Here is a 23,366-nt window from a genome sequence, read left to right as displayed (position 1 = left end):
CACTGTCCCGGATTGCGCTCCGCTCGATCCGGGCTACGGGACACGACGAGCGTGATCCCCCGCACACCGTTTGTCTTGGAATCGTGCCAGAAACCTCCTGGAATCGAGCGAAATCGAACCCGCCCCTGTTGGGGATCGACTAACCTCTAACCTATAGTTTGACCGCAAGGTACCCGCATCCCGAGGTTGCTGCCGTGAACGATATGCAATGGGCCCCCGTCGGTTCCGAACCCCTGCCCCCGCCGCTGCCGCCGGCGCGGGTCGATTTCACCGGCAACCGCTCCGAGTTCCGCAAACTGGTCACCAAGGGTGCCCTGCTCGAGCTCGTCACCTTCGGCTTCTACCGGTTCTGGCTCGTCACCGACATCCGCCGACATCTGTGGGCGCACACAGCGCTCGACGGCGATTCCGCTGAATATACCGGTCGCGCCAGGGAGCTCCTGGTCGGCTTCCTGGTGGCGCTCGCGATCCTGGTGCCGATCTATCTTGCCTATTTCCTTGTTGGCATCGAGTTCGAGCGCTGGCAGGCCTTCGCCTCGGTGCCGTTGTTCCTAGCCTTTTACGCTTTCGGCCAGTTCGCGATCTTTCGCGCGCGACGCTATCGCCTGACGCGCACGATCTGGCGCGGTGTCCGCTTCTGGATGGACGGCTCGGGCTGGGCCTACTCCCTCCGCGCCATGCTGTGGGGCCTGCTGGTGCTCCTGACGCTCGGCCTGGCATTGCCTTGGCGGGATGCCGCGCTCGAGCGCTACAAGATGCAGCATACCCATTACGGCAATCTCACCGGTGATTTCGAAGGCGACGGCTGGACGTTCTTCAAGCGCGCCTGGTGGCTGTGGCTGCTGAGCCCGATTGCACTCGTCGTCTTTCCGCTCGCGCCGTTCTTCTTCGCCGAGTTCAAGGCGCGGCAATGGCGCTGGTGGCTCGACGGCATTCGCATCGGCGACGTCAGCCTGTCCTCGCGATTGCCGCACGATGCGTTCTACGGCCTGTACTGGAAGGTGGTGGGGTGGTGGACGCTGCTCACGATCGCCTTCATCGCTTATATTGCGGGTGGCGCCTTTCTGCTCGTCGCGCTGAGCGGCGTTCCGGCCGAGGAGGTCTTTGGGGGCGACAATGCTGCCAAGAGCATCCCGATGGTGGTGATAATGGTGCTTGGCTATTTTGCGCTCGCCCTTGCCATCAACATCGTCATGCGCGTCTATCTCCAGCGCGATCTCTGGGCCAAGGTGCTGGAGACGATCGAGGTGCACAACATCGCGGCCGCCGCGGATGTGCGTGGCAGCGCCCAGCTCGCGGGCGCGCTCGGCGAGGGCTTTGCCGATGGACTGGATGTTGCAGGGTTCTAAGCCGTGAGTGATTTGTTGACCGAGGCTCCGGCGCAGCCGGTCAGGCCGACCATCTTCTTCGACGGCACCTCGAGCCGCAGGCGCGAGGTGACGCTGACGCTCGGTGATGCGCTCGAAATCCTCGAGGATGGCGCAGCGCCCGTCCGTTGGGCCTATGCGGATATCCGCCGCGCCGACAGTCCGGCCGGGGTCTTGCGCCTGGCTTCGACCTCCGCGCCGTCCTTGGCGCGGCTGGAGATTAGAGATGCCGCGCTGGCCGCGGATCTGACCACGCGATGCTTGCGGCTCGACGAACACCGGACGACGCGCGGCGGTGTCGCCAAGATCGTGGGCTGGTCGGTGGCCGCCGCCGTCTCCATCGTGTGCGTCGTCCTGTTCGGCGTGCCGCTCGCCGCCGACCGGCTCGCCCCGCTGGTGCCCAAGCCGGTCGAACGGCGCATCGGCGATGCGGCCGAGGTTCAGATGAAGGCGCTTTTCGGCCGCAAGGTGTGCGAGGATCCCGCGGGCAAGGCGGCGTTCACGAAGCTCGTCAACCGGTTGCGCGATGCTGCCGGCCTCGACGACAGCATGACGGCGGGCGTGCTGCCAACCTCGGTGCCGAATGCGTTTGCGCTGCCCGGCGGCAAGGTGTTCGTGCTGAAGGGCCTGCTAGACAAGGCCGAGACTCCCGACGAGCTCGCCGGCATCCTCGCCCACGAGCTCGGCCATCTCAAGCATCACGACAACATGCGCGGCCTGATCTACAACGGCGGCACCTCGTTCCTGATCGGGCTCTTGTTCGGCGACGTCACCGGCTCCTCCGCCGTGATCTTCGCCTCGCGCAGCCTGGTCGAGGCTTCCTATTCGCGCGAAGCCGAGACCGGTGCCGACACGTTTGCGATCGAGATCATGCATGCGCTCGGCCGCTCGCCCAAGCCCGCAGCCGAATTGATGTTCCGCATCACGGGCAAGGAAGGCGGCTCTGGTCTGACAAATATCCTTGCCAGCCACCCGCTCACCGAGGATCGCCTCGCGCGGATGACCAAGGAAGATCGTCCCGCCAGCGGCGCGCCGCTCTTGACCGACAAGGAATGGCAGGCCCTGAAGGGGATCTGCGGCAGCGGCAAGGTGTGACGGTCCACAGACTGGTTGTCCGCGGCGAGGAACGATCTCTCCGAGCAAAGTTATCCTTTCGACGCGGAGATTGGGAAGTTCCACATGAGCTATGGTCGCTTCGCCGCGATGATCGCGACTTCTACGGTCATCATGTTCGGCCTGATGTACCTCAACACGTTTGCCCTGGATCACGTCTGGTACAGCCAGACCCGAACCTGGATGGCGCTGCTGATGGGCGCCGTCATGGCCGCACTGATGCTGGGCTTCATGTGGAGCATGTACAGGAACCGGACCGCGAACATCGCCATTCTCGCGGGCAGCGCCGCGGTGTTCCTGACGTCGCTCTGGCTGGTCCGCAGCCAACAGACGGTGACCGATGTCGCCTATATGGAGGCAATGATCCCGCATCACTCGATCGCGGTGCTCACGAGCGAGCGTGCGCGCATCAGGGATCCCCGCGTTCGCAAGCTGGCTGACGATATCATCGAGGCGCAGGTGCGGGAGATCGACGAAATGAAACGCCTGATCGCCGATCTCAAAGAGAAGCCGCCGTCGGCCGACGCAAAGGACCTGCCTCCGAGGCCGCCGACATGACGCGCCGCGATTGCATCATTTCGCAGGCGCAGCGGGCGGATTCGATCCGGTGGTGACGTTCGGCGCCGTATTCGGGTTCGAGGTCGTGGTCTGCGGACCGATCTCGCGCCCATTGTAGAAGAAGACGACGGCGACCACGGCCATCACGAAGATGGCGCCGACTGCCCAGCCCACCGGGCTGTTGCGGCGCGCACGGTCAGTCCTGGGGTCGTCATTCTGATGAGTCATCATGCTCTCCATTGCACAGGGGGAGAACCTCGCGCACTGCAAGCTGTTCCACGAGCGCACTGCGACAGAACGAATTAGCCGCGGCTGCGCCGGGAAGCGCTACCGTGTTCCGTAGGCGCGGTCGCCCGCATCGCCCAGGCCCGGCAGGATGAACCCGGTCTCGTCGAGGCCTTCGTCCACCGCAGCTGTCCAGATCGGCACGTCCGGGTGGAAACCGCGCAGCCGTTCAAGGCCTTCCGGCGCGGCGATCAGGCAGGCGAGACGGATGTCCCTGGCGCCGCGCTCCTTCAGGCGGTCGATGGCGGCGACGGCGGTGTTGGCGGTGGCCACGACCGGCGTCACCACGATCGCCAGCCGCTCGCCGAGATCGGACGGCGATTTGAAGAAATACTCCACCGCGGCAAAGCTGTGCGGCTCGCGGTAGAGCCCGATATGCGCCACCCGCGCGGTCGGCACCAGGTCCATCATGCCGTCGACGAAGGTGGTGCCGGCCCGCAGCATGGGCACGAACACCAGCTTCTTGCCGGCGATCTTGGCCGAGTGCATCGTCGCCAGCGGCGTCTCGATCACGGTGTCGGTGAGTGGCAGGTCGCGCGTCACCTCGTAGCACAGGAGCATGCCGATCTCCTTGATGAGCTCGCGGAACGACTTGGTCGAGATGGATTTGTCCCGCACCAGCGTCAGCTTGTGCTGCACCAGGGGATGATCGACGATCGTGACGCCTTCCATGGTCGGATGCTCCTCAAATTCACCGAGTCGTCATTGCGAGCCCAGCGAAGCAATCCAGGCTGTCACCGCGGAAAGATTCTGGATCGCTTCGCTGCGCTCGCAATGACGCGCGTGGTCGCAAATCGCAGACCATTCTAGAACACCGTGCCGTCGCTGATCACCCTCAGCGGCGGCGAACCATCGGGGCGTCGCAAAAAGGCAATCGTGCGGCCGGCGGCCCAGGTGCCGCCTTCGAGGATGCTGGCGAGCGGCAACCTCTCGGGCGTGCGGCCGAGCTTGGCGCGAATGAGTTCGGCAAGACGATCCAGCAGCGCGACCGTCAGCGCGCGCCACTCCACGACGAGCAGCGAATCCACCGCATGCGCGCGCTGGGCGTCGGCGGCATCGCGCAGGCGCAGCACCTCATGATCGACGAACAGGCCGCCATTGCGGTATTCGGCAAGTCCGGTCAAGCCGTCGATGTCGGTCACATCGAAGCCGGCGCGCTGGAGGGGCTCGATCAGCGAGTAGCTCAGCCATTGCGACAGCTTGTGCAGCGGCACGAGACCTGCGGTCGCGTCATCCGCCGTGATCGCTGGATGCCGCCAGCAATCGCCGAGCGGAATGCCTGCGATTTCGAGCCGCGAGGGCCAGATCGGACCGAGCTGGTTCAGCACCGCCGACAGGATGGCGGGCGCCGTGATGACCCCGCCTGAGGCCTGCGCGGCGATGTAATCGAACAGCCCGCCCGGCCGCGGCGTATCGCGCAGACCGAAGACCTCTGGACGATCCGCGGCCAGCTTTCCAAGGCGCCGCAACAGATCGGTACGTCCTTCGAGCCCGAGCAGCGGATTGGCATCGCTCGCCTGAAAGGCGGATGCGAGTGCCGCGGCCTGCAGCATTGCGAGCACATCCGCATCGGCCCTGAACGGAGAGCCGGCATCATGCGAGAAGAGCCCGCCTGCGAACATGTCGAGACTTGCGATCGCGAGCCCCTCGGAGCGGCCGATGGCTTGTCCCGTCACCGCATCGCGGTAGCGCCACGCAGCGCCCGCGCCGGCATCGAGCAGGACGCTGACGATGGCAAGATCGAATTCTGAGCGCGCCCGCGCCGCGCGATCCGGCCAGGACGCAGCGTCGGCCAGCCGCGCCCAGCGATCGGCGCCGCCAAGCACGAAGTGCCGCCAGCGCGCATGAAAGGGAACGTCCAGCGTCGGATAGGCTTTTCGGGTGACCGTGAGCACGGCCTCCGCGACGCCGTCCATACGGTCGAGATCGATCGCGAAATGTGTGAGCCTGCCGGCGAGGCCGAGTTCGAGCATCTGGCCCGCCCGCGCGCGCACCGCGTGTGCGGTGAGCAGCGAGCGTGCCTGCATTTCCAAAGCGTCCATCGCGCGATCAGTACTTTTCCAGCGAACGCCCGACCACGCCATTCACGTCCTTCTCCGGCGCGATGTCGGTCGAGTAATAGCCGGCGGCCTTTTTCGCGGCGATCTCGACATGGGCGTCGGCGGGAATGAGCTCCAGCGGGATCGGCACGCGCTCGACGATGTCGATGCCCTGCGAGGTCATTGCGTCGTATTTCATGTCGCTCATCGACAGGAAGCGGTCGATCCGCTTGAGCCCCAGCCAGTGGATCGTATCCGGCATCAGTTGCTGGAAGCGTGCATCCTGCACGCCGGCGACGCATTCGGTGCGCTCGAAGTACGCCGCGGCCGCATCGCCATCCTCCTGGCGCTTGCGCGCATTGTAGACCAGGAACTTGGTGACCTCGCCGAGCGCGCGGCCCTCTTTCCGGTTGTAGACGACGAGCCCGAGCCCGCCCTCCTGCGCGCCGCGCGCGGATTCTTCGATGCCGTGGATGAGATAGGGACGGCAGGTGCAGATATCGGAGCCGAACACGTCGGAGCCGTTGCACTCGTCATGCACGCGGCAGGTGATCTTGGTGCGATGATCGGGCAGTTTCGTCACGTCGCCGAACAGATAGACCGTGGTGCCGCCGATCGGCGGCAGGAACACCTTCATGTCCGGCCGTGTCACGAGTTCGGGAAACATGCCGGCGGTTTGTTCGAACAGCGTGCGACGCAGCTCGGTCTCGCCGGTGCCGAAGCGCGCCGCAAGCCCCGGCAGATGCCAGACCGGATCGATCGCGATCTTCACAACGGAGACGCTGCCATTGGCGTGCACGACGTCGCCGTCGGCACGCAGCCGCTTTGCGGCGAGCGCCTCGCGGATCTCCGGCAGGTCCAGCCGCGCCCGCGTCACCGCGATGCTTGGCCGGATGTCGGCGCCCTCGGTGATCTCCGGGCGAAAGTTTTCCGCGACCAGATGCCCCCAGGGATCGAGCGCGACGATCTTTGCGGGATCGCGCCATTGCTCGAAAGGCCCGATGGTCGCGGCCGGAAAGGTGTTGGTGAGGTCGGGCCTGCGAATCGGATCGAGAGCGCCGGCGGAGACCGCGAGCGCGCGGTACATCGCATAGGAGCCGCCATGGCTGCCGATCACGTTGCGATCCCCGGTGCGCGACACCGTGCCGACAATCGGCCCGCGGGCGCGGGCATCGGCGGCGCCCCAGTGGATCGGAAAGGCGGCCTTCCGGCCCGGCTCCGGATGTGAGGTCAGGCGGATGTGGTCGGTACGGTTCGCGCGGCTCATGTCCAGGCTCCCAAAAAGCCACGGCCCGCCGCTCGGACGGGCCTGGCTCGCTTGCGTTGCGGGACTGGAAGCGCCGGCGACGCAAGCTCAATCCAACATAGTGTAGCGGGCTGCGACGACAGACAAGTTAATCGTGCCGGGCGGACAGGGCGGCCTGCGGCCGGTTCCCTGACGCCTGCCGATCTCGCGGCGGCGCACGCGCAGTCACTTCAAGAGATTGAAATATTGTCAGTTTTCGTGTTTTCAAGGAACTGAATGGTTTGGCTGTGCGGGCGGGTCCGTACGGGCCGCCTGCGTTGGAGACTGCCATGCCCGCCGCCAGCTATGTCGATCCCCGCAACGGACGGCTCTATCGCCTCGACCAGCCGCGCTGGTGCTCGGACGAGCGCACGCCGCTGCTGGTGACGCCGGGCGCCGGAATTTCGCGCGAGGACATCGAGCGCCGCACGCGCTCATTGTGGCGCTACCGGGCGGCGCTGCCGGTCGAGATCAAGAGCCCGGTCTCGCTCGGCGAAGGCTGCACGCCGCTGCTGCAGCAGGCCTGGGGCGATCTGCGCCCGTTGTTCAAGCTCGAATGGTTCAACCCGACCGGCAGCTTCAAGGATCGCGGCTCGGCGGTGATGCTGTCCTTCCTGCGCCAGATCGGCATCTCGGCCATTCTCGAGGATTCTTCCGGCAATGGCGGCTCGTCGATGGCTGGGCTGGGCGCCGCCGGCGGCATGCGCGTGAAGATCCTCGCGCCCGCCTCGACCTCGCCCGCCAAGATCGCACAGGTGCGTGCCTACGGGGCGGAGGTGCAACTCGTCGAAGGACCGCGCGAGGAATCGGAAGCCGAGGCCATCCGCCAGTCCAGCCAGACATTTTACGCCAGCCACAATTGGCAGCCCTTCTTCCTCGAAGGCACGAAGTCGCTGGCCTATGAAATGTGGGAAGATCTCGGCTTCCGTTCGCCCGACAACGTCATCGTCCCGGTAGGCGCCGGCAGCAGCCTCTTGGGGTGCGCCTTCGGCTTCCGCGAGCTGCTGAAGGCTGGCCAGATCGCAAAGCTGCCGCGCCTGTTCGCGGCGCAGCCGCTCAATTGTTCGCCGATCGATGCGAGCTTCAAGGCCGGTGTCGATACGCCCGTCGCGCGCGAGGTGCACAAGACCATCGCCGAGGGCACGGCGATCAAGAATCCGCTGCGCCTGCGCGAGATCATCGGCGCCTTGCGCGAGAGCGGCGGTGGCACCATTGCGCTCACCGAGGACGAGATCGTCGCCGCCTTGCGCCGTCTCGCCCGCCAGGGCCTGTTCGCCGAGCCGACCAGCGCCAGCGCGGCGGCCGCGCTGGACAAGCTCGCTGCCGCAGGTGCGATCAAGCCGACCGAGACCACGGTGGCGGTCCTCACCGGCACTGGGCTGAAGGCTGCAACGACCGTCGCCGATCTCGTGCAATAGGGCCGTGCGGTTTGCAATGACGACCGACTTCACTCCTTCAGATCATTTACCCGCTTCACCCAGGCGCGCACGTCCTTGAGCACCGCGGGCAGCACCGCCTTGACCTCCGCGACCGTCATGCCCGCCTTGACGCGGGGATCGTAGAGCAGATTGAGGATGTACTGGTCGTAGACGTCGAAATAGCCCATCGAGACGTTGTCGTTGAACATGGTCCAGGGCACGCTCGCGGTGTCGTTGATGGGCCCGAGCGATTGCAGCAGCTCCTCATAAGCGCAGTCGAGGAAGACGAAGTCGCCGTTGTCGACGGTGAGGATGACATCGGAATGCTCGATCTCGAAGCTGTCGTTCTTGCGGAAGCCGGACAGGCATTGCGGATCGAGCGAGGAGCGGATCTCACGCGCCTTTTCGGCGCCGTAGAAGCTGGTGAGGGTGCGGAAGAGGTCGCGGTCGCGCACCAGCTTCACCCGCACATTCGCAGCCTCCCTGGTCTCGGTCATGGCGATGTCGAGATGCTGCACGCGTGTGCCGATGTCAGACACGACTTTGGCGAGCTGCGTCTTGCGATCGGCGCGGTCACTCTCGGCGAACACGCGCACCGGCCCGTCGAACTTGCGAATGCGGTCGACACGGCCGGCGAGGTGATATTCGGCGCCGAACGCCGTCTTCAGGAAGCCCTCGACGATCTCGCGGTCGGTGAAAGTCTTCTTCTCGGTTCGCTGGCGCGAGGAGATCGCGGGCAATTCGCCCGCGGCGGCCCTGGGTGCGGTGTCAGGCACCAATGTGAACGCGGCGAGCGCGAGGAAGGCGATGCGAAGGCGAGGCGAGGGCGGATTCATTGCGCTCATCGTATCGCGACGCTGCCGCATTCCCCCCGCGCGCACAAGTCCGCAAATTCACGCGCCGTACGGGTTGCGCCCCAGTCGCGTGCCGCGCCTAGTTGTTCAGCACCACGACGGTGGTGCCGACGGCGACGCGGCTATAGAGGTCGGTCACATCGTCATTGGTCATGCGGAAGCAGCCCGAGGACACGGCCTGACCGATCGTCTCGGGCTCGTTGGAGCCGTGGATGCGGTAGAGGGTCGAGCCAAGATACATGGCGCGCGCCCCGAGCGGATTGTCGACACCACCCTTCATGTGGCGCGGCAGGTCGGGGCGCCGCGCCAGCATCTGCGCCGGCGGGGTCCAGTCCGGCCATTCCCTCTTGGCGGTGATCTTGTGCACCCCGCCCCAGCGGAAGCCGTCGCGGCCGACGCCGATGCCGTAACGCAGCGCCTGCCCGTTGGGGAGCACCAGGTAGAGCCGGCGCTCGCTCGTGTTCACCACGATCGTGCCGGGGGCGTAGTTGCCATTGTACATGACGGTCGTGCGGGGAACGGGATTGGCGCCGGAACGGAAGAAGTTCGGGCCGCCGCCCATGATGTCGCGCGTGTCGAACTCCTCGGCGAGCGCGCCGGCTGCCGTGGCCGACAGAAGTGCGATGGCGGCAATCGGCGCGGCAAAAAACCGGATCATTGTCTCCCCCGGAAAGAAATCGATTCAATGAATGCCACAGGCCACATTTGCAGGCATTCCGCAAGCCACGGGCCCGTGAGCCATGCTTAACCTTTGGCGTTACCGAATCGGCAACCACAATTTGCCGGAAACCATTAGCCAAACCGGCGCACCGTCGCGCGGGGCAGGGCCGCGATGGCGGCTATTGCTTTGACGGAACGCGCGAACAATGATTGATCCCGACGGATATCTGGTTATGGCCGGTTGCAGGAGCTTGGGATGAACGGTGCGGAAAGCCTGGTGCGAACGATGGTCAAGGGTGGGGTGGACGTCTGCTTCACCAACCCAGGCACCTCCGAGATGCATTTTGTCGCAGCGCTCGACCGCGTGCCCGGTATGCGCTGCGTGCTCGGCCTGTTCGAAGGCGTGGTGACGGGGGCCGCCGACGGCTACTTCCGCATGAAGGGAACGCCGGCCTCGACGCTGCTGCATCTCGGTCCGGGCCTCGCCAACGGCCTCGCCAATCTGCACAACGCCAAGAAGGCCAATTCCGGCATCGTCAACATCGTCGGCCAGCACGCCACCTATCACATCGGCTACAATGCGCCGCTGACCTCCGACATCGAGGGCCTGGCCCGGCCGATGTCGTCCTGGGTCCGCACCTCGCCGGATGCCAAATCGGTCGCCGCTGACGGCGCCGCCGCGATTGCCGCCGCCAAGAGCGCGCCGCCGCAGATTGCGACCCTGATCCTGCCCGCCGACACCGCCTGGAACGAGGCCGACGGCATCGCCGAGGTTCCGGCCGAGCAGCAGCGCGCCAGCTATTCGCCGCAGGCGGTCGAGCAGGCCGCCAAGATCCTGCATGGCGACGGCGAAGGCACGCTCCTGCTGATGACCGGCAGCGCGCTCAGCGAGCAAGGCCTGGCACTCGCCGAGCGCATCGCCGGCAAGACCGGCTGCACCGTGATGGGGCCGACCTTCCGCCCGAAGATGGCGCGCGGCCGCGGGCGCTTCTCGATCGACCGCATCCACTATGTCATCGACCAGGCGCTGCCGATGCTGGCGAAGTTCCGCCATATCGTGCTGGTCGAGTCCGACGATCCCGTGGCGTTCTTTGCGTATCCGAACAAGCCGAGCGTGCTGCGGCCCGAAGGCTGCGACGTGCATCGCATGACCTCGTGGGGCGAGAACTCGGTCGCCGCGCTCGAGGCCCTCGCCGACGCCGTGAAGGCCAGCGCCAAGGATGTCAAGCCGCAGGCTTTGCAGGAGTTGCTCAAGCCGACCGGCGCGCTGACCCACGCCTCGATTGCGCAGTCGATTGCCTACGCGATTCCGGAGAATGCGATCCTGGTCGACGAATCCCTCACCACCGGCCGCGCCTTCTTCCCGCCGACGGCGGCCGCCGCGCCGCACGACTGGCTGCAGAACATGGGCGGTTCGATCGGCTTCTCGACGCCGCTGTCGATCGGTGCCGCGATCGCCTGTCCGGATCGCAAGGTGATCACCATGGTCGGCGACGGCAGCGCGATGTACACCATCCAGTCGCTGTGGACGCAGGCGCGCGAGAACCTCGACGTCGTCACCATCGTGTTCGCCAACCGCATCTATCAGATCCTGCGTGGCGAGTTCGACAATGTCGGCGCCGGCGAGCCCGGCCAGCGCGCCAACGACATGCTCAGGCTCGACCGCCCGACGCTGGATTTCGTGGCAATGGCGAAGGGCATGGGCGTGCCGGGCCGCGCCGTCACCAATGCCGACGAGTTCAACAAGGCGCTGGCCGAAGCCGTCGCCGAACCCGGGCCGCGCCTGATCGAAGTCCAGATATAGGCCTGGCCGGTTGCGCCGCCAATTCCGGCCTCATGTAGTCCGGATGGAGCCAACGGGTCGGCGCAAGCGCCGCCCGATGACAGGCTCCGCGTAACCCGGGGCTGGTGTGTTTTTGCGAGAATCCCGGATTGCGCTACGCTTCATCCGGGCTACCGACTCTTGCGTGCGCGTGATGGGCCCGGAGGCACGATGCAGACCGAGCTGAACAAGGTGATCGCAGCGCTCCGGGACTTCTATGCCCACGAGGGCTTTCTGTTCGAGAAGGACGTCGGCGAGCGCGCGATCACACACCGCTTTGCCGTGCATCTGGAGAAGCATTTTTCAGGCTGGTCGGTCGACTGCAATTACGACCGTCTCGGCGAGCGCACGCTGCACCTGCCGCACGGCAGCATCATCTCGACCGACGACCATCTCGGCAAGTCGATCTACCCCGACGTCGTCGTGCATCAGCGCGAGATCCCGAACAATCTGCTCGCGATCGAGATCCGCAAGGCAAGCAATCATACGCCGCTGGAGCACGACGAGCACAAGCTGAGGGCGCTCACCGACCCGCATGTCTGGTTCGCCTACACGATCGGCGTGCTGCTGGTGCTGGATAAACCCGGCGTCACGCTGTCGGACGTCTATTTCGGCGGGGCCCCCGACCCGGCATTGGCGGTGTGGTTCGCCAAGCAGCTGGGCGAGGCGGACCTTGCCGGGGCCACGTGAGGGCGCTGGCGAACAGCACGTCCCGCGGTCCTGTTGGCGAGGACCCCGAGCCTCCTCGCTCAGAACTTGAAGCTGCTCTGGATGAATGTGCCGTATCGGTCGACCTGATAGGTCTGCGCCTGCCCCGCTCCGCCCGGGGGCTCGGTGAAGTCGTTGATCCCCGTGTGCCAGTACCGGGCGCCGATTCCCACATTCGCGTTGGGCGTAACGGCATAGGACATCACCGTCTCGAGCTGGAAGCCGTGGCCGTAGCCGCGAGAGGGCTCGGTCCCGAAGGTAAAGTAGTGCGTGTCGAAAGCTCTCACGTCGGAATAGGTGTAGGCGGCATCGACGGTCAGCTTGAGCGCCGGCGTAAACCAGAGATCGGCCACGGCGCCGGCGCGTACGGTGTGCAGGATATCGCGCTCTGTGATGACCTTGACGCTGCCGGCGAGGGCGTCGGCTCCTTCGCAGATTTGACCGCCGGACACAGTCTGCCGACACCCCCATGCGTCGGCCAGTTCGCCGCGGTAATGGTAGCCGACGAAGGCACCCAGACGCAGGCGCGGCTCCGCGTTGACGGGGTGCGATTCGTAGAAGGAATAGCCGATATCGAGGCTGGCGTAGCTCAGAAAGCCGCGTGTCTGGCTCTGCGTCTTCGTGTACGGCCCGTTGAAGAACGGCGGGAAATCCTCGTCGTTCATGGTGCCGCCCGTGATACCTCCATATCCGCCGTAGCCCTTGACGAAGAACTTCATGGGGCTGTCGACCCGGAAGAAGACCTCTCCCGAATGCGTGCTCATGTTGTGATAGTCGAGCCGCGAGATGACCGGAGAAGACCGCGAGCCGGTGGTGTGCAGGTCGTAAGCGGTGCGGCCGATGCTGTACCAGTACCGTGCGCCGACCTCGATCTGCCAGAGATTGGGCGGCTCGGGAGTCCTGACGTCCTTGACCGGCAGATCGGCGGCGATTGCCGGAGCGATGAGCATGAACAGGCCGGATGCGAAGAATGCTGCCCTGTGCACGACGCCCTCAGCCTGCCTGTTCCGATGTCTGCGAATCGGAATGAGAATCTCGAGGCGGATTGTCGGGGCTTGCTGCAAGCGAGGCAATCCGTAATCTCGCCTGCGCAGGAGATTGACGGCCGGTTGTGGCAACTTGGCACCTCGCGCGAACAGCGCGCTGGCGATGTAGCTGCTCGCGATGGAGTTTGAGTGAAAGTGTAGAGCGCCGCGTGAGCGGATCCGCCCAAGGCGCGCGGCGTGCGCCTTCACGCACGCCGCTATGCTTCAGCCGCCCTTTCGTCAGTAGTAGTAAGGCTGCGAATAGGCGTAGCGCGGGTTGATGCCGCAAAAGGCCGACGTGCCGGAAGCCGTGGCGGCACATTGCTGGTATGTGGCGAACTGGCAGTTCCCGGGATAGCCCCAGCTGCGGCCTTGCAGGCAGTATCTGTCGTTCGCGGCCTGGGCCGGTGCCGCCGACAATGACGCGGCGATCAAGGTTGCAAACGATGCAAGCGTGAGGATGGTGCGACGCATTTCAATCTCCTTCGATTGGGGTGGAACGGCCGTGCCGTGGCGTTCCCAGTGGACTGTCTGATGCACGGTCATGCCAGTGTTGGTGTCCGCGACGCCGGATGCGTTCGAGGTGAGGTACATCGTGACGCAGCCCGCGACAGACAATGTGATCTCCACCACAGTTGGGCCCCATGTTCCGACCTATTCTCGGCCAACTTGCACGCCTCGATCCCGCGGGACTAGGCTTGCCTCATTCGGACAGGGCAATTTTGGAGGTTCTGATGCAGAAGTCATACTTGCTGGCTGCGACGGCAGCGCTGGTGCTCGTGATGCAAACGCCGCTTGCCCTGGCGCAGGGCGCACCGGCCGCCGGTGGAACCTCCACGCCTGCGGCGACAACCGCTCCGCCGGCCAGGGCGACGACGGCGCCAACCGCGACCACCGACAGCGCCAGCCAGCCCACCGACACCAAGAAGAGCGCGTCGAAGAAGCCGGCGAAGAAGAAGATGACGCGGCAGCAGGAGATCGATCATTCGGTCGAGACCGGCACCGTGCCTGCGCGCTACCGCAGCTCGGTCCCGAAGCAGTACCATCAGTATATTCCGTTCGATAAGCGGTAGCGGATCGCGCGGCGGCGCGACGCCATGAGCGTTTGCGCCGCTGATGTGGTCGAGGGGGCCTATGGAATAGGGGCCTTGGCCAGGCGTGTCCGAGGCTCGATTGTGGCGATCGGCAAGTCCGGTGCTACAATAGGCCGATGTCTTGGGGGAAGCTTGGGGAATGACGAGCGACGACGGGAAGGATGCTGGCCTGGTCGCCATGATCAGCAGCATCCTGGGAGGCAACAAGCGCGCAGACAATATCACTCCGCCGCTGCTCACCGAGGTTCCACCGACAGCACCGGCGGACGAGGCGGTCGAGCCATCCCCAGCCGATCCTGCGCCCGCCAGCTCCGAGCCTGCGCCCGATGCCGCGCCGGCTGCAACGAATGCGGTCGAAGCGCCATCGAAAATTGCGACCACGCGTGACGGCAAGCAATTGCTGCCGGCCGAAGCGATCGCCGATCTCGTGCTTGGCGAACTGCGCAAGCTGGAGGATTTTCCGGCCTCCGGCGTGTCGGTCACGGTCTATGGCTACCGGAATTGGAACGCGATGCTCACCTTCGCGCCGTTCTCGACCACTTTCCAGAACGCGACCCGGTTCCGCCAGGCCCTGCCGGACGTGGTTTTCAAGCTCCGCCGTTTCGTCGAACTTGAGATATAATCTCGGGCAATCGGCGGCGTTTGGGTCGTCGTCAGACAGCTCGACAGGATCTTCAATTGAGCGTTGCCTTCACCAAGGAAGAGAGCGCCGAAACCGCGTCCGAGACGCTGTTGCCGGACCGTCCGATCTCGCCGCATCCAAACCTCGTGACGGAGGCAGGCTTCAAGGCGCTGCAGGCGCAGCTTGCCGACGCGCGCGCGGCCTATGAAGCCGCGCAAGCCATCGAGGACGTCAACGAAAAACGCCGGCAGTCGGCGGTGCCCTTGCGTGACGCCCGCTATCTTGCCGAACGCTTACGCACCGCGCAGGTTGTTCCCACCTCAGTCTCGACCGACGTCGTCGCGTTCGGCAGCACCGTGACCTTCAGCCGCGCTGACGGTCGCGTGCAGACCTATCGCATCGTCGGCGAGGATGAGGCCGATCCGAAAGCGGGATCGATCTCGTTCGTCTCGCCGGTCGCGAGGTCGCTGATGGGAAGGGCGGTTGGCGATGTCGTGGGCGCGGGTGCGCAGGAGATCGAGATTCTGTCGATCGCGTAGGCGCGGTCAGACGGATCGCGAGGATTGCTATCGACAGGAGCGATCTCATTCGCCTAAAGCATCCGCCACGGGTTTCCTTCTCTTGTCCTGATCTCGATGGTCTCCGCCTTGTCCGCGAAACAAAGCTCGGTCGAATGAGACGGTTTCTGTCGGGAGCGTTGCCGTTCTACGCGCTGGCTGGGCTGGCCGTATGCATGTACCTCGTCCTGTACAAGACGAACCTCTTCGACTTGAACGCCATCGTCCAGGGGGCGAACGGTTCGTGGTGGTTTCCGGCCTTCATGTTCGTCTGCGTGCTCCTGGAGTCGGTCTTCCCGTATTTCGGCTATTTTCCCGGCACGGCCCTCATCCTGATGTCCGTGGCGCTCAATCCGAAGTCCGCGGATGTCTCCGTCTTTGCCGTGGCGTGGCTCGCCATCATCCTGGGTGCCGTCTTGAGCTACGGACAGGCGCGTTTCTTCAGGCCGCTCTTGCAGCGGGTTGCCTCGAAAGCGGCGCTGCGCCGATGTGAGTCACTCCTCCACGCCTACGGTCCTTACGCGCGCATTGCCCTGTTCGTTCACCCCAACGCCTGCGCGATGTATTTCACCGCGCTCGGACTTCTCGGCGGCAACCTGATGCGAGAGCTCGTCTATCTCTGCGTAGGTGCTACGGCAGCCGTGGGAGTTCTGTTCGTCATCGTGACGCGACTCGTGTCGGCGGTGGGCCCCACCGATGATGGGCAGTTGCAGCTGCTGCTGGCAGCAGCGCTGGTCGCGATCGGGACGCTCGTCGGTCTCTATGCGGCCTTGCGAGCGCAGCGGGTTGCCTGAGAGAGGCGACAATCGGATCGTCGGTATTCGGTGCCCGCTCAGACCGCCGGCAGCTCAACGCCCGTCAGCTTGCTCAATTTCTCGATCAGCCGGTCCTGAAATTCTTCATCGGTTGCCTCGCCGGCCGGCTGCTGCTGCTCGAGATGATGCCAGTAGCGGCCGCTCACCTTGGCACGGGAGTCCTCACTCACTGCGAGCCAGGCCTGAGTCCGCTGTCCGGTGTCGATATCGACCGGCGCGCCCGCACCGCCCATCTTCGTGCGCACCCAACCCGGATCGACCGCGTTGCTCAGGACGTCGGGCCAGCGTCGCGCCAGCGCGAAGGCAAGTGCGACGACGTGCAGCTTGCTCTCGGCATAGGCTTTGGCCGGGTCCCAGGCCCGCTTCGTCCAATCGAGGTCGTCGAGCGAGCCTTCGCCACCGCGGTGCAATCCGCTGCTGAGATACACCAATCGGCCGGGCCGCTCGATCAGCGCCGTCAGCATGTACGGCGCAAGCGTGTTGATGGCCAGGGTTTCGGCATGACCTTCCGGCGTCGAGCCGCGACTTGGCCGCGTATAGACGCCGGCATTGTGGATGACCGCGTCCATCCGTCCGATCGCGTTGACCTGATCCGCGATGCTCTTCGTCTCTGCTGCGCTTCCGAGATCTCCGGCTACCAGCCCCGCGGCACGCGAGGCGAGCCCGCCGAGTGCTGCGGCACGATCAGCCGAACGCGCGTGCAATACGACGCGGTGACCTTGATCGAGGAGCGATTGTGCCGCCGCGCGGCCGAGACCGTCCGTGCTGCCGGTGATGAATACGATCGCCATGCGCTGCTCCTTCAAGTGTTCCTGGACGCGCTCTACGCCGCCCGCGCATTACTGCCGATCCTGATAGTGCCTCGCGTTCCAGCCGATCCACGTTGGCACTCCGACCATCGTGTCATTCTGCCGCTGCTTTGCCCGACGCGTCAAACGCATATTCGGGAAAAGAGAATGCATATCACCCATTGATCCGGCTGATGCCGCTACTGTGCATGGGGTTGTTTTCGCGCTTTTGCTTGGGGCGGTTCACCCGGCAGCCCGCATGCCCGTCGGCGGTCATCAACAGCCGGTCTGGTTCACGAAGATGAATGGTGGGCGCACAAGGGATCGAACCTTGGACCTCTCCCGTGTGAAGGGAACGCTCTCCCGCTGAGCTATGCGCCCGGGACCATCGTACAGCTGGCCGTGACTTTCGGCCGGCCGGCACATCGGAGCCCGCGATTTAGAAGTGCGGGCCGGAGGTGTCAAGTTTTCAGGCGGTGCAGCGGCGGAAAACCTGCGGCAGGACACGCCCTCGGCAAGCGAGGCCGGGGTTTCGGCCGGTTACGCGCCCTGCTGGCGGGCGCGGGAGGCGTGGGCCTGGAGCGCGCGGATGCGCTCGGCGAGCGTTCCGCCGCCTTCGGGCAGGCGGGCCGCGGGGGCGCCGTTGGTCGCGGCATCATTGGCCGGGCGCGGTGCCGGTTTCGCCGGCTGGCCGGCCTCGGCCGCGAGCAGCGCCTCGATCGGCGAGTTCGGGCCTTCGAGCTGCATCGCGAGCTTGGCGACTTCCGCCGCGATGTCGTTGATGCGCTCGCGCAGAAGCGCGTTCTCCATGCGCTCGGTCGCCCAGGAGCTCTCCGCCTGCTGCTGAATTGCGTTGATGTCGCGCTGGAGCTTGGCGCGCTCGTCGCGCGCGGTGCGTAGCTGCTCCTCCAGCGCGGACTTTTCCGCGCGTAGCTGTTCCATCGCAGCGGACGATCTGCCGCCGCTGAGCGCGGCGATCTCAACGCGCAGCTCCTTTATGGTGCGCTCGTTGCTGTCATTGGCCTGGCGCAGCTGGTTGTTCTCATAGTCGCGCTCGGCGAGCAGCTTGCCTTGCGTGGCAAGGCGCCCCTCGAGATCGGCGACACGCGCCGACAGCATCTCGGCTTCCTTGACCTGTATGATGAGCTGGCGATCGAGCTCGGTGACGCGCTGGCTCAGATTCTCGACGCGGCCGCGCGCCTCGCCGAGCTCGCGCGAGGCAGTCTCGGATTCAATCCGCTCCTGCGCGAGGCGTGCTTGCGTGGCGGCAAATTCCTTCTCGGCATCCCCGACGCGGCTCTTCAGTTCCTCGATCTGCGTGCGCACGGCGATCAGCTCGACCTGCCGGCTCTCCGCCATCATCGAGCGGTCGGACAGCTCGGTGTTGATCTTGGCAAGCTCGGCCTGCTTGTCGGCCAGCGCGATCTCGGCCTCGCGCAAGGCTGCGGTCTTGGCGTTGAACTCCTCTTCGGTGGCGCGAAGCTGCTCCTTGACCGCCTTCTCGCGCGCCTCCAGCGCGAAGATCGTGGCATTCTTCTCGCCGAGCTCGATCTTCATGCGGTTGATGGCGTCGCTCTTCTTGCCGAGCTCGGCGAGCTGGCTCGTTGTCTTGTTCTTGAGCTGCTCGACGCTCATCTCGAGGCGCCGGGCCGACATGGCGAATTCGGCGCGAAGCTGGTCCTTGTCGGCCTGGATCTCGGCCATCGACAGCGGCGTGGCGGCCTCGAGCCGGCGCGTGGTCAGGCGCACCGCGCGGTTATGCACCAGCGGCACGATCGCGAGCCCGCACAGCATCGAGAGCAGGAAACCGATCGCCAGGTACATGATCGGCTCGACCATGGGCCAGAACTCCCAGAGCTAAGGAAAAATTTACCAACGACAATGCATGCGGGGCCGGCAAAAAGCCAGCCCTGGACTGTCGTTAACCTTGATCCGTCACCGAATGGGAGGCGACGATCCTAGAATGGGTTCCAGGTCGCGCGCGGGGTGTACTTGAGATAGCCGATGTTGGCGCCCAGCCGCAGGCCGAGGCCGGAGCGGATCGGCACCAGCACGATGTCGTTGGCAGTGAGGGCCGTCATGCCGAAGCCGCCGATGATGTAAGCCGAGCCGTCGATGCCGGCAAAGCGCTGATAGATCGCATTGGTCGCAGGCAGATTATAGACGAGCGTCATGGTGCGCGCGCCATCGCCGCCCCAATCGAAGCCGAGCGAGGGCCCCTGCCAGTAGACTCTGAGGTCGCCGGCGTTCTTGGTGTAGAGCGTGCCTTCGCCGTAGCGAAGGCCGGCGACGAAGGCGCCGGAGCCTTCCTCGCCCAGGATGTAGCCGTTGGGGAGGCCCCATTGGCTGACTGCCTTCTCGATGATCGAGGCCAGCCCGCGCGAGACGTTGCCGAAGAAGCGGTGTCCGGCGCCGACGAGTTCGTCCGGGCCGTAGGTATTGGGCGTAGGGGTTCGCTGCGGCGGCGGAAGGTCAGGCGGCGGCGCATTCTGGGCCGAGGCCGGCACGATCCAGCCTACCATCGCGGCAAGCGCGAGCGCTGCAAGGCGTGATGCGAAAGTCATAAAGAACCCCTGGTACCGAATCCGGTCGCTTCCTTAACCTGACGCCAATAGGCACGGCTCTAGGTTGCGCCGGATGTCCCCTCGACTCGGATGTTATCCGCAGCAACTATGACGGCACAACGGCAGGAAGATAGCCCTTTGCGCCCCGGAATTGCCTTGATCGGCCGCCTCGTGTGTCTGCTGGCGGGCCTCTGGATCGCCGGCGCGGTGGTGCCGGCCAAGGCTGCCACCACCGAGCGGATCGTCGTCAATCGCTTCACCGGCACTGCCATCGAGGGGTTCGACCCCGTGGCCTATTTCGTCGATGGGGTGGCCATGCAGGGGACGGCGGAGTTCGAGGCGAACCTCTGGGGCGCGGTCTGGCGCTTTCGCAACGAGGGCAACCGGGCCTCGTTCCTGGCCCATCCCGAGATCTACGGGCCGCAATTCGGCGGCTATGATCCGGCCGATATCGCCCGCGGTGTCACCATTGCCGGCAATCCCTATTTCTTCGCGATCGTGGCGCAGCGGCTCTATCTGTTCAGCCGGGAAGCCAATCGCGACGCCTTCGTCGCCAATCCGGAGCGCTTCCTCTATGAGGTACGCAAGCGCTGGCCGGCGCTTCGGGAACAGCTCGGTCAGTAGCAGCCTACCGCCTGCGGATCGCCCCAGGCGATGAAGTCCGGAATGATGAAGCCTGTATCGCTGCGCTGACCGAAGCGGAGCTCGCCGCCCTTGCCATCGGTCACCCTGCCGCCCGCCGCGGCCACGACAGCAGCGCCGGCTCCGACGTCCCATTCCGAGGTCGGTCCGAAGCGGGGATAGACGTCGGCGCTGCCTTCCGCGATTCGGCCGAATTTCACGGCCGAGCCGACGGTCCGTCTGACCGCATTGGGTCTGCTGTCGATGAACGCCTCGCTCTTGGGGTCGCCATGCGAGCGGCTCACCGCCGCGATCCAGGGCTCACCGCGCGCCGGCAGCTTGCGGGTGTTGATGGGCTTGGCGGTACTGATGGTCGCGCCGTTGAAATCTACCCGCTCCGCGCCGCGGCCGACGATGCCGCGCCAGAGCAGTCCGAGAGCAGGCGCACTGACGATGCCGAGCAGCGGCACGCCTTCCGTCACCAGGGCAAGGTTGACGGTGAACTCGTCGCGACCGGCGACGAACTCCTTGGTGCCGTCGAGCGGATCGATCAGGAAGAAGCTGCCCTGAAACGGCGGCGAGGCGAGCTGGGTCCGCTCTTCCGACAGCGTCGGAAGGTCGCCCGCGAGCTGCTCGAGGCCGTCTGCGATGATGCGGTCAGCGGCAAGGTCGGCCTCCGTTACCGGCGAGCCATCCTGCTTGCCTTCGATCTGCATGGCGGCGCGGTTGACGGCAAGGATCGCCTCGCCCGCCTTCACCACCAGCGCCGTCAGCGGCTCCATCAGGCCAAAGGCGGCTGACTCGTCAACGATCCGATTCACTTGCATGCCTCATTCATCGGCGATCCGTCCCTCGTCACTGATTCGCCCCGATCGATTCGACTGGGGCATTATGGCCCGCTCGAACCGATCGCAAGCTAGCTGCCGCGGGCTTGCGAGTGTTAGAACCCGCAGCATCCGTCAAGCATGCGTGATTCGCGGCGCCCGGCGCCGTGCAATTCCAGGAACCCTCCAGGACCCCATTATATGTCTGACGCCTCGTCGCCCGCGACCGCTACTGCTCCCGATATGCTCGAACTCGCAGCGCTCTTGTGCTCACGGGTCTGCCACGATCTCATCAGCCCCGTCGGGGCCATCGTCAATGGGCTCGAAGTGCTCGACGACGATCCCAAGCCCGAGGACCGCGAGTTTGCCCTCGACCTGATCCGCAAGAGCGCCAAGACCGCCTCGGCCCGGCTCCAGTTCTGCCGCCTTGCATTCGGCGCGGCCGGCTCATCCGGCGCACAGATCGATCTCGGTGATGCCCAGACCATGGCGCGCGGCCATATCGAGGACGGCAAGTGCTCGATCACCTGGAATTTGCCGCGGCTCCTGCTGCCGAAGAATCGCGTCAAGCTGCTGCTCAACATGCTGGTCGTCGCTCAACATACGATCCCGCGCGGCGGCATGCTGACGGTCGACCCGATCGGCGAGGGTGAGACGATGAGCTTCCGGATCACTGCGAGCGGGCATAATGCGCGCCTGCCGCAGAACATCTCCGAGCTCCTGAGCGGCGAGCGCGGGCCTGCCGCGGATGCGCATGCGATCCAGCCTTATTATACGCGGTTGTTGGCAGAGGCTTGCGGACTCACCGTGAAGCTCGCGCCTGAAGGCGAAGCCATCACCGTTACCGCTTCGTGAAGCAACGTTGCGCTCGGCACGTTAATTGAATCTTTACGAGGCGCTTCGGCTTGTCCGCGGCGCCTTATATCTTTGTTGGTTCCGTTCTTTTGCACATACTCAACCAATATTAAACGCTTTGCGGTGAAGCTGGCCTCATTCCGAAATGGCGCATCACGCCTCGTGCGCGCCCTTCCTGTATGAAGGCCTGTTTTCATGGATGATCTGTTGCGGGAGTTTTTGACGGAGACCAGCGAGAGCCTGGACACCGTGGACAATCAGCTGGTGAAGTTCGAGCAGGAGCCGAACAACGCCAAGATCCTGGATAACATCTTCCGCCTGGTCCACACCNTCATGGATGATCTGTTGCGGGAGTTTTTGACGGAGACCAGCGAGAGCCTGGACACCGTGGACAATCAGCTGGTGAAGTTCGAGCAGGAGCCGAACAACGCCAAGATCCTGGATAACATCTTCCGCCTGGTCCACACCATCAAGGGCACYTGCGGCTTCCTGGGTTTGCCGCGGCTGGAAGCGCTGGCGCATGCCGGYGAGACCTTGATGGGCAAATTCCGYGACGGCATGCCGGTGACCGGGCAGGCGGTGACGGTGATCCTGTCCTCGATCGACCGCATCAAGGAGATCCTGGCAGGCCTGGAGGCGACCGAAGCGGAGCCCGAGGGTAACGACCGCGACCTCATCGACAAGCTGGAAGCGATGGTCGAGCAGGGCATGGCGGCCATGGCTGCCGGTTCAACGGCTGCAGGTTCAATGGCCGGTGCCGTTACGCCGGTYGCCGATGCCCCGCCGCTGGCGCCGGAACCGCCGGCTGCCGCTGCGCCCGCACCCGCAAAAGAGCTGACCACGGGCACGCTGATCGAGCAGACCCTGGAGCGCCCGTTGCGTCCGGGCGAGGTCTCGCTCGACGAGCTCGAGCGCGCCTTCCGCGAGACCGCGATCGAAGCGCCGGCGCCCGCGCCCGTGGCAAAGGCCGAGCCCGCCGCCGAAGCGCCTGTCGCGGACGCCAAGCCCGCCAAGGAGAGGGCCGCGCCGAAGAAGTCGATCGCCGACGAGACGGCGAGCGAGGGCGACCGCATCGCCAACCAGTCGATCCGCGTCAACGTGGATACGCTGGAGCATCTGATGACCATGGTCTCCGAGCTGGTCCTGACCCGCAACCAGCTCCTGGAGATCTCCCGCCGCAACGAGGACACCGAGTTCAAGGTGCCGTTGCAGCGCCTCTCCAACGTCACCGCCGAGCTGCAGGAAGGCGTCATGAAGACGCGCATGCAGCCGATCGGCAATGCCTGGCAGAAGCTGCCSCGCATCGTCCGCGAYCTCTCGAGCGAACTCGGCAAGCAGATCGAGCTGGAGATGCACGGCGCCGACACCGAGCTCGACCGCCAGGTGCTCGACCTGATCAAGGACCCGCTCACCCACATGGTGCGCAAYTCCGCCGATCGGGTGCGACGCTGCGCCGTCAATCTCCCGCGTCCTAACAGGAAGGTTTCCCGTG

General features: G+C 65.2%; 25 protein-coding genes and 1 tRNA gene. 13 read left to right on the top strand and 13 right to left on the bottom strand.

Features of this window, described 5'->3' with window-relative positions; genetic code table 11:
• Nucleotides 1-203 precede the first annotated feature (203 nt).
• From ASG57_RS16860 to ASG57_RS16850, 3 genes are all read left to right on the top strand, one after another.
• Nucleotides 204-1,349 (top strand): DUF898 family protein, encoded by a 1,146-nt coding sequence (locus ASG57_RS16860; protein ID WP_024342247.1) that lies wholly within the window; start codon nucleotides 204-206, stop codon nucleotides 1,347-1,349.
• A 3-nt stretch (nucleotides 1,350-1,352) separates the two neighbouring features.
• On the top strand, nucleotides 1,353-2,462 hold the full coding sequence (locus ASG57_RS16855; protein ID WP_024342248.1) for a M48 family metallopeptidase: 1,110 nt from the start codon (nucleotides 1,353-1,355) through the stop codon (nucleotides 2,460-2,462).
• Nucleotides 2,463-2,546: 84 nt separating this feature from the next.
• Nucleotides 2,547-3,038 carry a DUF305 domain-containing protein gene (locus tag ASG57_RS16850; RefSeq protein ID WP_024342249.1) on the top strand — a complete coding sequence of 164 codons (492 nt, stop codon included), beginning with the start codon at nucleotides 2,547-2,549 and terminating at the stop codon, nucleotides 3,036-3,038.
• Nucleotides 3,039-3,053: 15 nt separating this feature from the next.
• Here ASG57_RS16850 and ASG57_RS16845 read toward each other — a convergent pair whose 3' ends face one another.
• The 4 genes from ASG57_RS16845 to ASG57_RS16830 all read right to left on the bottom strand — a co-directional run bounded on the left by ASG57_RS16845 (nucleotide 3,054) and on the right by ASG57_RS16830 (nucleotide 6,629).
• Nucleotides 3,054-3,266 carry a hypothetical protein gene (locus tag ASG57_RS16845; protein ID WP_024342250.1) on the bottom strand — a complete coding sequence of 71 codons (213 nt, stop codon included), beginning with the start codon at nucleotides 3,264-3,266 and terminating at the stop codon, nucleotides 3,054-3,056.
• 99 nt (nucleotides 3,267-3,365) lie between these two features.
• The gene (upp, locus tag ASG57_RS16840; protein WP_024342251.1) at nucleotides 3,366-3,995 is read right to left on the bottom strand and encodes a uracil phosphoribosyltransferase; all 630 of its coding nucleotides are present in this window, start codon (nucleotides 3,993-3,995) and stop codon (nucleotides 3,366-3,368) included.
• Between the two features lie 134 nt (nucleotides 3,996-4,129).
• Entirely contained in the window at nucleotides 4,130-5,365 is a 1,236-nt protein-coding gene (locus ASG57_RS16835) for a URC4/urg3 family protein (RefSeq protein ID WP_024342252.1), read from the bottom strand.
• Between the two features lie 7 nt (nucleotides 5,366-5,372).
• The gene (locus tag ASG57_RS16830; protein ID WP_024342253.1) at nucleotides 5,373-6,629 is read right to left on the bottom strand and encodes a GTP cyclohydrolase II; all 1,257 of its coding nucleotides are present in this window, start codon (nucleotides 6,627-6,629) and stop codon (nucleotides 5,373-5,375) included.
• A gap of 308 nt (nucleotides 6,630-6,937) precedes the next feature.
• Here ASG57_RS16830 and ASG57_RS16825 point away from each other — a divergent pair, with 308 nt between their 5' ends.
• Nucleotides 6,938-8,065 (top strand): threonine synthase, encoded by a 1,128-nt coding sequence (locus ASG57_RS16825; protein WP_024342254.1) that lies wholly within the window; start codon nucleotides 6,938-6,940, stop codon nucleotides 8,063-8,065.
• 29 nt (nucleotides 8,066-8,094) lie between these two features.
• Here the strand turns inward: ASG57_RS16825 and ASG57_RS16820 are convergent, their stop codons facing one another.
• Entirely contained in the window at nucleotides 8,095-8,901 is an 807-nt protein-coding gene (locus ASG57_RS16820) for a DUF2927 domain-containing protein (RefSeq protein ID WP_433994156.1), read from the bottom strand.
• Between the two features lie 97 nt (nucleotides 8,902-8,998).
• The gene (locus ASG57_RS16815; RefSeq protein ID WP_024342256.1) at nucleotides 8,999-9,577 is read right to left on the bottom strand and encodes a L,D-transpeptidase; all 579 of its coding nucleotides are present in this window, start codon (nucleotides 9,575-9,577) and stop codon (nucleotides 8,999-9,001) included.
• 258 nt (nucleotides 9,578-9,835) lie between these two features.
• Here ASG57_RS16815 and ASG57_RS16810 point away from each other — a divergent pair, with 258 nt between their 5' ends.
• Nucleotides 9,836-11,383, top strand: coding sequence for an acetolactate synthase large subunit (locus ASG57_RS16810; RefSeq protein ID WP_024342257.1), 1,548 nt, complete (start codon nucleotides 9,836-9,838; stop codon nucleotides 11,381-11,383).
• Nucleotides 11,384-11,572: 189 nt separating this feature from the next.
• Nucleotides 11,573-12,091: a hypothetical protein gene (locus ASG57_RS16805; RefSeq protein WP_024342258.1), complete on the top strand. Its 519-nt coding sequence runs from the start codon at nucleotides 11,573-11,575 to the stop codon at nucleotides 12,089-12,091.
• Nucleotides 12,092-12,150: 59 nt separating this feature from the next.
• Here the strand turns inward: ASG57_RS16805 and ASG57_RS16800 are convergent, their stop codons facing one another.
• Nucleotides 12,151-13,095, bottom strand: a complete 945-nt coding sequence (locus ASG57_RS16800) for a hypothetical protein (RefSeq protein WP_155248711.1) — start codon at nucleotides 13,093-13,095, stop codon at nucleotides 12,151-12,153.
• A 279-nt stretch (nucleotides 13,096-13,374) separates the two neighbouring features.
• Entirely contained in the window at nucleotides 13,375-13,608 is a 234-nt protein-coding gene (locus ASG57_RS16795; RefSeq protein ID WP_024342260.1) for a DUF3551 domain-containing protein, read from the bottom strand.
• Between the two features lie 260 nt (nucleotides 13,609-13,868).
• Here ASG57_RS16795 and ASG57_RS16790 point away from each other — a divergent pair, with 260 nt between their 5' ends.
• The 4 genes from ASG57_RS16790 to ASG57_RS16775 all read left to right on the top strand — a co-directional run bounded on the left by ASG57_RS16790 (nucleotide 13,869) and on the right by ASG57_RS16775 (nucleotide 16,201).
• The gene (locus tag ASG57_RS16790) at nucleotides 13,869-14,207 is read left to right on the top strand and encodes a hypothetical protein (RefSeq protein ID WP_057196862.1); all 339 of its coding nucleotides are present in this window, start codon (nucleotides 13,869-13,871) and stop codon (nucleotides 14,205-14,207) included.
• Between the two features lie 160 nt (nucleotides 14,208-14,367).
• Complete coding sequence (locus ASG57_RS16785) at nucleotides 14,368-14,850, top strand: hypothetical protein (RefSeq protein WP_024342262.1); 483 nt, start codon at nucleotides 14,368-14,370, stop codon at nucleotides 14,848-14,850.
• 56 nt (nucleotides 14,851-14,906) lie between these two features.
• Nucleotides 14,907-15,389: a transcription elongation factor GreA gene (gene greA, locus ASG57_RS16780; RefSeq protein ID WP_024342263.1), complete on the top strand. Its 483-nt coding sequence runs from the start codon at nucleotides 14,907-14,909 to the stop codon at nucleotides 15,387-15,389.
• A 134-nt stretch (nucleotides 15,390-15,523) separates the two neighbouring features.
• Complete coding sequence (locus ASG57_RS16775) at nucleotides 15,524-16,201, top strand: membrane protein (RefSeq protein ID WP_024342264.1); 678 nt, start codon at nucleotides 15,524-15,526, stop codon at nucleotides 16,199-16,201.
• Nucleotides 16,202-16,239: 38 nt separating this feature from the next.
• Here the strand turns inward: ASG57_RS16775 and ASG57_RS16770 are convergent, their stop codons facing one another.
• The 4 genes from ASG57_RS16770 to ASG57_RS16755 form a co-directional block, all read right to left on the bottom strand.
• On the bottom strand, nucleotides 16,240-17,013 hold the full coding sequence (locus tag ASG57_RS16770) for an SDR family NAD(P)-dependent oxidoreductase (protein ID WP_024342265.1): 774 nt from the start codon (nucleotides 17,011-17,013) through the stop codon (nucleotides 16,240-16,242).
• A 303-nt stretch (nucleotides 17,014-17,316) separates the two neighbouring features.
• Nucleotides 17,317-17,391: transfer RNA gene (locus ASG57_RS16765), tRNA-Val, on the bottom strand.
• Nucleotides 17,392-17,550: 159 nt separating this feature from the next.
• Nucleotides 17,551-18,849 (bottom strand): coiled-coil domain-containing protein, encoded by a 1,299-nt coding sequence (locus tag ASG57_RS16760; RefSeq protein WP_024342266.1) that lies wholly within the window; start codon nucleotides 18,847-18,849, stop codon nucleotides 17,551-17,553.
• A gap of 119 nt (nucleotides 18,850-18,968) precedes the next feature.
• The gene (locus ASG57_RS16755; RefSeq protein WP_024342267.1) at nucleotides 18,969-19,574 is read right to left on the bottom strand and encodes a DUF1134 domain-containing protein; all 606 of its coding nucleotides are present in this window, start codon (nucleotides 19,572-19,574) and stop codon (nucleotides 18,969-18,971) included.
• 138 nt (nucleotides 19,575-19,712) lie between these two features.
• Here ASG57_RS16755 and ASG57_RS16750 point away from each other — a divergent pair, with 138 nt between their 5' ends.
• On the top strand, nucleotides 19,713-20,198 hold the full coding sequence (locus ASG57_RS16750) for a YHS domain-containing (seleno)protein (RefSeq protein ID WP_024342268.1): 486 nt from the start codon (nucleotides 19,713-19,715) through the stop codon (nucleotides 20,196-20,198).
• Here ASG57_RS16750 and ASG57_RS16745 read toward each other — a convergent pair.
• A complete protein-coding gene (locus tag ASG57_RS16745; protein WP_028146079.1) occupies nucleotides 20,192-21,022 on the bottom strand; it encodes a 3'(2'),5'-bisphosphate nucleotidase CysQ family protein in 831 nt (276 codons plus the stop codon). The genes ASG57_RS16750 and ASG57_RS16745 overlap by 7 nt on opposite strands.
• A 198-nt stretch (nucleotides 21,023-21,220) precedes the next feature.
• Here ASG57_RS16745 and chpT point away from each other — a divergent pair, with 198 nt between their 5' ends.
• Together chpT and ASG57_RS16735 are read left to right on the top strand one after the other, a co-directional pair.
• On the top strand, nucleotides 21,221-21,874 hold the full coding sequence (chpT, locus tag ASG57_RS16740) for a histidine phosphotransferase ChpT (protein WP_024342270.1): 654 nt from the start codon (nucleotides 21,221-21,223) through the stop codon (nucleotides 21,872-21,874).
• A gap of 333 nt (nucleotides 21,875-22,207) precedes the next feature.
• On the top strand, nucleotides 22,208-23,366 hold a 1,159-nt coding region (locus ASG57_RS16735), incomplete at its 3' end, for a chemotaxis protein CheA (RefSeq protein ID WP_200948564.1).

It is taken from the genome of Bradyrhizobium sp. Leaf396, from assembly GCF_001424605.1.
Lineage (GTDB): Bacteria > Pseudomonadota > Alphaproteobacteria > Rhizobiales > Xanthobacteraceae > Bradyrhizobium > Bradyrhizobium japonicum_C.
This window is presented reverse-complemented; position numbering and strand designations above follow the sequence as displayed.

Excerpts from the sequence above, each read along its gene's own strand:
- ASG57_RS16860 (WP_024342247.1), top strand. The coding sequence starts at position 204 with ATGCAATGGGCCCCCGTCGGTTCCGAACCCCTGCCCCCGCCGCTGCCG.
- ASG57_RS16850 (WP_024342249.1), top strand. The coding sequence starts at position 2,547 with ATGAGCTATGGTCGCTTCGCCGCGATGATCGCGACTTCTACGGTCATC.
- ASG57_RS16845 (WP_024342250.1), bottom strand. The coding sequence starts at position 3,266 with ATGACTCATCAGAATGACGACCCCAGGACTGACCGTGCGCGCCGCAAC.
- upp (WP_024342251.1), bottom strand. The coding sequence starts at position 3,995 with ATGGAAGGCGTCACGATCGTCGATCATCCCCTGGTGCAGCACAAGCTG.
- ASG57_RS16835 (WP_024342252.1), bottom strand. The coding sequence starts at position 5,365 with ATGGACGCTTTGGAAATGCAGGCACGCTCGCTGCTCACCGCACACGCG.
- ASG57_RS16830 (WP_024342253.1), bottom strand. The coding sequence starts at position 6,629 with ATGAGCCGCGCGAACCGTACCGACCACATCCGCCTGACCTCACATCCG.
- ASG57_RS16825 (WP_024342254.1), top strand. The coding sequence starts at position 6,938 with ATGCCCGCCGCCAGCTATGTCGATCCCCGCAACGGACGGCTCTATCGC.
- ASG57_RS16820 (WP_433994156.1), bottom strand. The coding sequence starts at position 8,901 with ATGAATCCGCCCTCGCCTCGCCTTCGCATCGCCTTCCTCGCGCTCGCC.
- ASG57_RS16815 (WP_024342256.1), bottom strand. The coding sequence starts at position 9,577 with ATGATCCGGTTTTTTGCCGCGCCGATTGCCGCCATCGCACTTCTGTCG.
- ASG57_RS16810 (WP_024342257.1), top strand. The coding sequence starts at position 9,836 with ATGAACGGTGCGGAAAGCCTGGTGCGAACGATGGTCAAGGGTGGGGTG.
- ASG57_RS16805 (WP_024342258.1), top strand. The coding sequence starts at position 11,573 with ATGCAGACCGAGCTGAACAAGGTGATCGCAGCGCTCCGGGACTTCTAT.
- ASG57_RS16795 (WP_024342260.1), bottom strand. The coding sequence starts at position 13,608 with ATGCGTCGCACCATCCTCACGCTTGCATCGTTTGCAACCTTGATCGCC.
- ASG57_RS16790 (WP_057196862.1), top strand. The coding sequence starts at position 13,869 with ATGCAGAAGTCATACTTGCTGGCTGCGACGGCAGCGCTGGTGCTCGTG.
- ASG57_RS16785 (WP_024342262.1), top strand. The coding sequence starts at position 14,368 with ATGACGAGCGACGACGGGAAGGATGCTGGCCTGGTCGCCATGATCAGC.
- ASG57_RS16775 (WP_024342264.1), top strand. The coding sequence starts at position 15,524 with ATGAGACGGTTTCTGTCGGGAGCGTTGCCGTTCTACGCGCTGGCTGGG.
- ASG57_RS16770 (WP_024342265.1), bottom strand. The coding sequence starts at position 17,013 with ATGGCGATCGTATTCATCACCGGCAGCACGGACGGTCTCGGCCGCGCG.
- ASG57_RS16760 (WP_024342266.1), bottom strand. The coding sequence starts at position 18,849 with ATGGTCGAGCCGATCATGTACCTGGCGATCGGTTTCCTGCTCTCGATG.
- ASG57_RS16755 (WP_024342267.1), bottom strand. The coding sequence starts at position 19,574 with ATGACTTTCGCATCACGCCTTGCAGCGCTCGCGCTTGCCGCGATGGTA.
- ASG57_RS16745 (WP_028146079.1), bottom strand. The coding sequence starts at position 21,022 with ATGCAAGTGAATCGGATCGTTGACGAGTCAGCCGCCTTTGGCCTGATG.
- chpT (WP_024342270.1), top strand. The coding sequence starts at position 21,221 with ATGTCTGACGCCTCGTCGCCCGCGACCGCTACTGCTCCCGATATGCTC.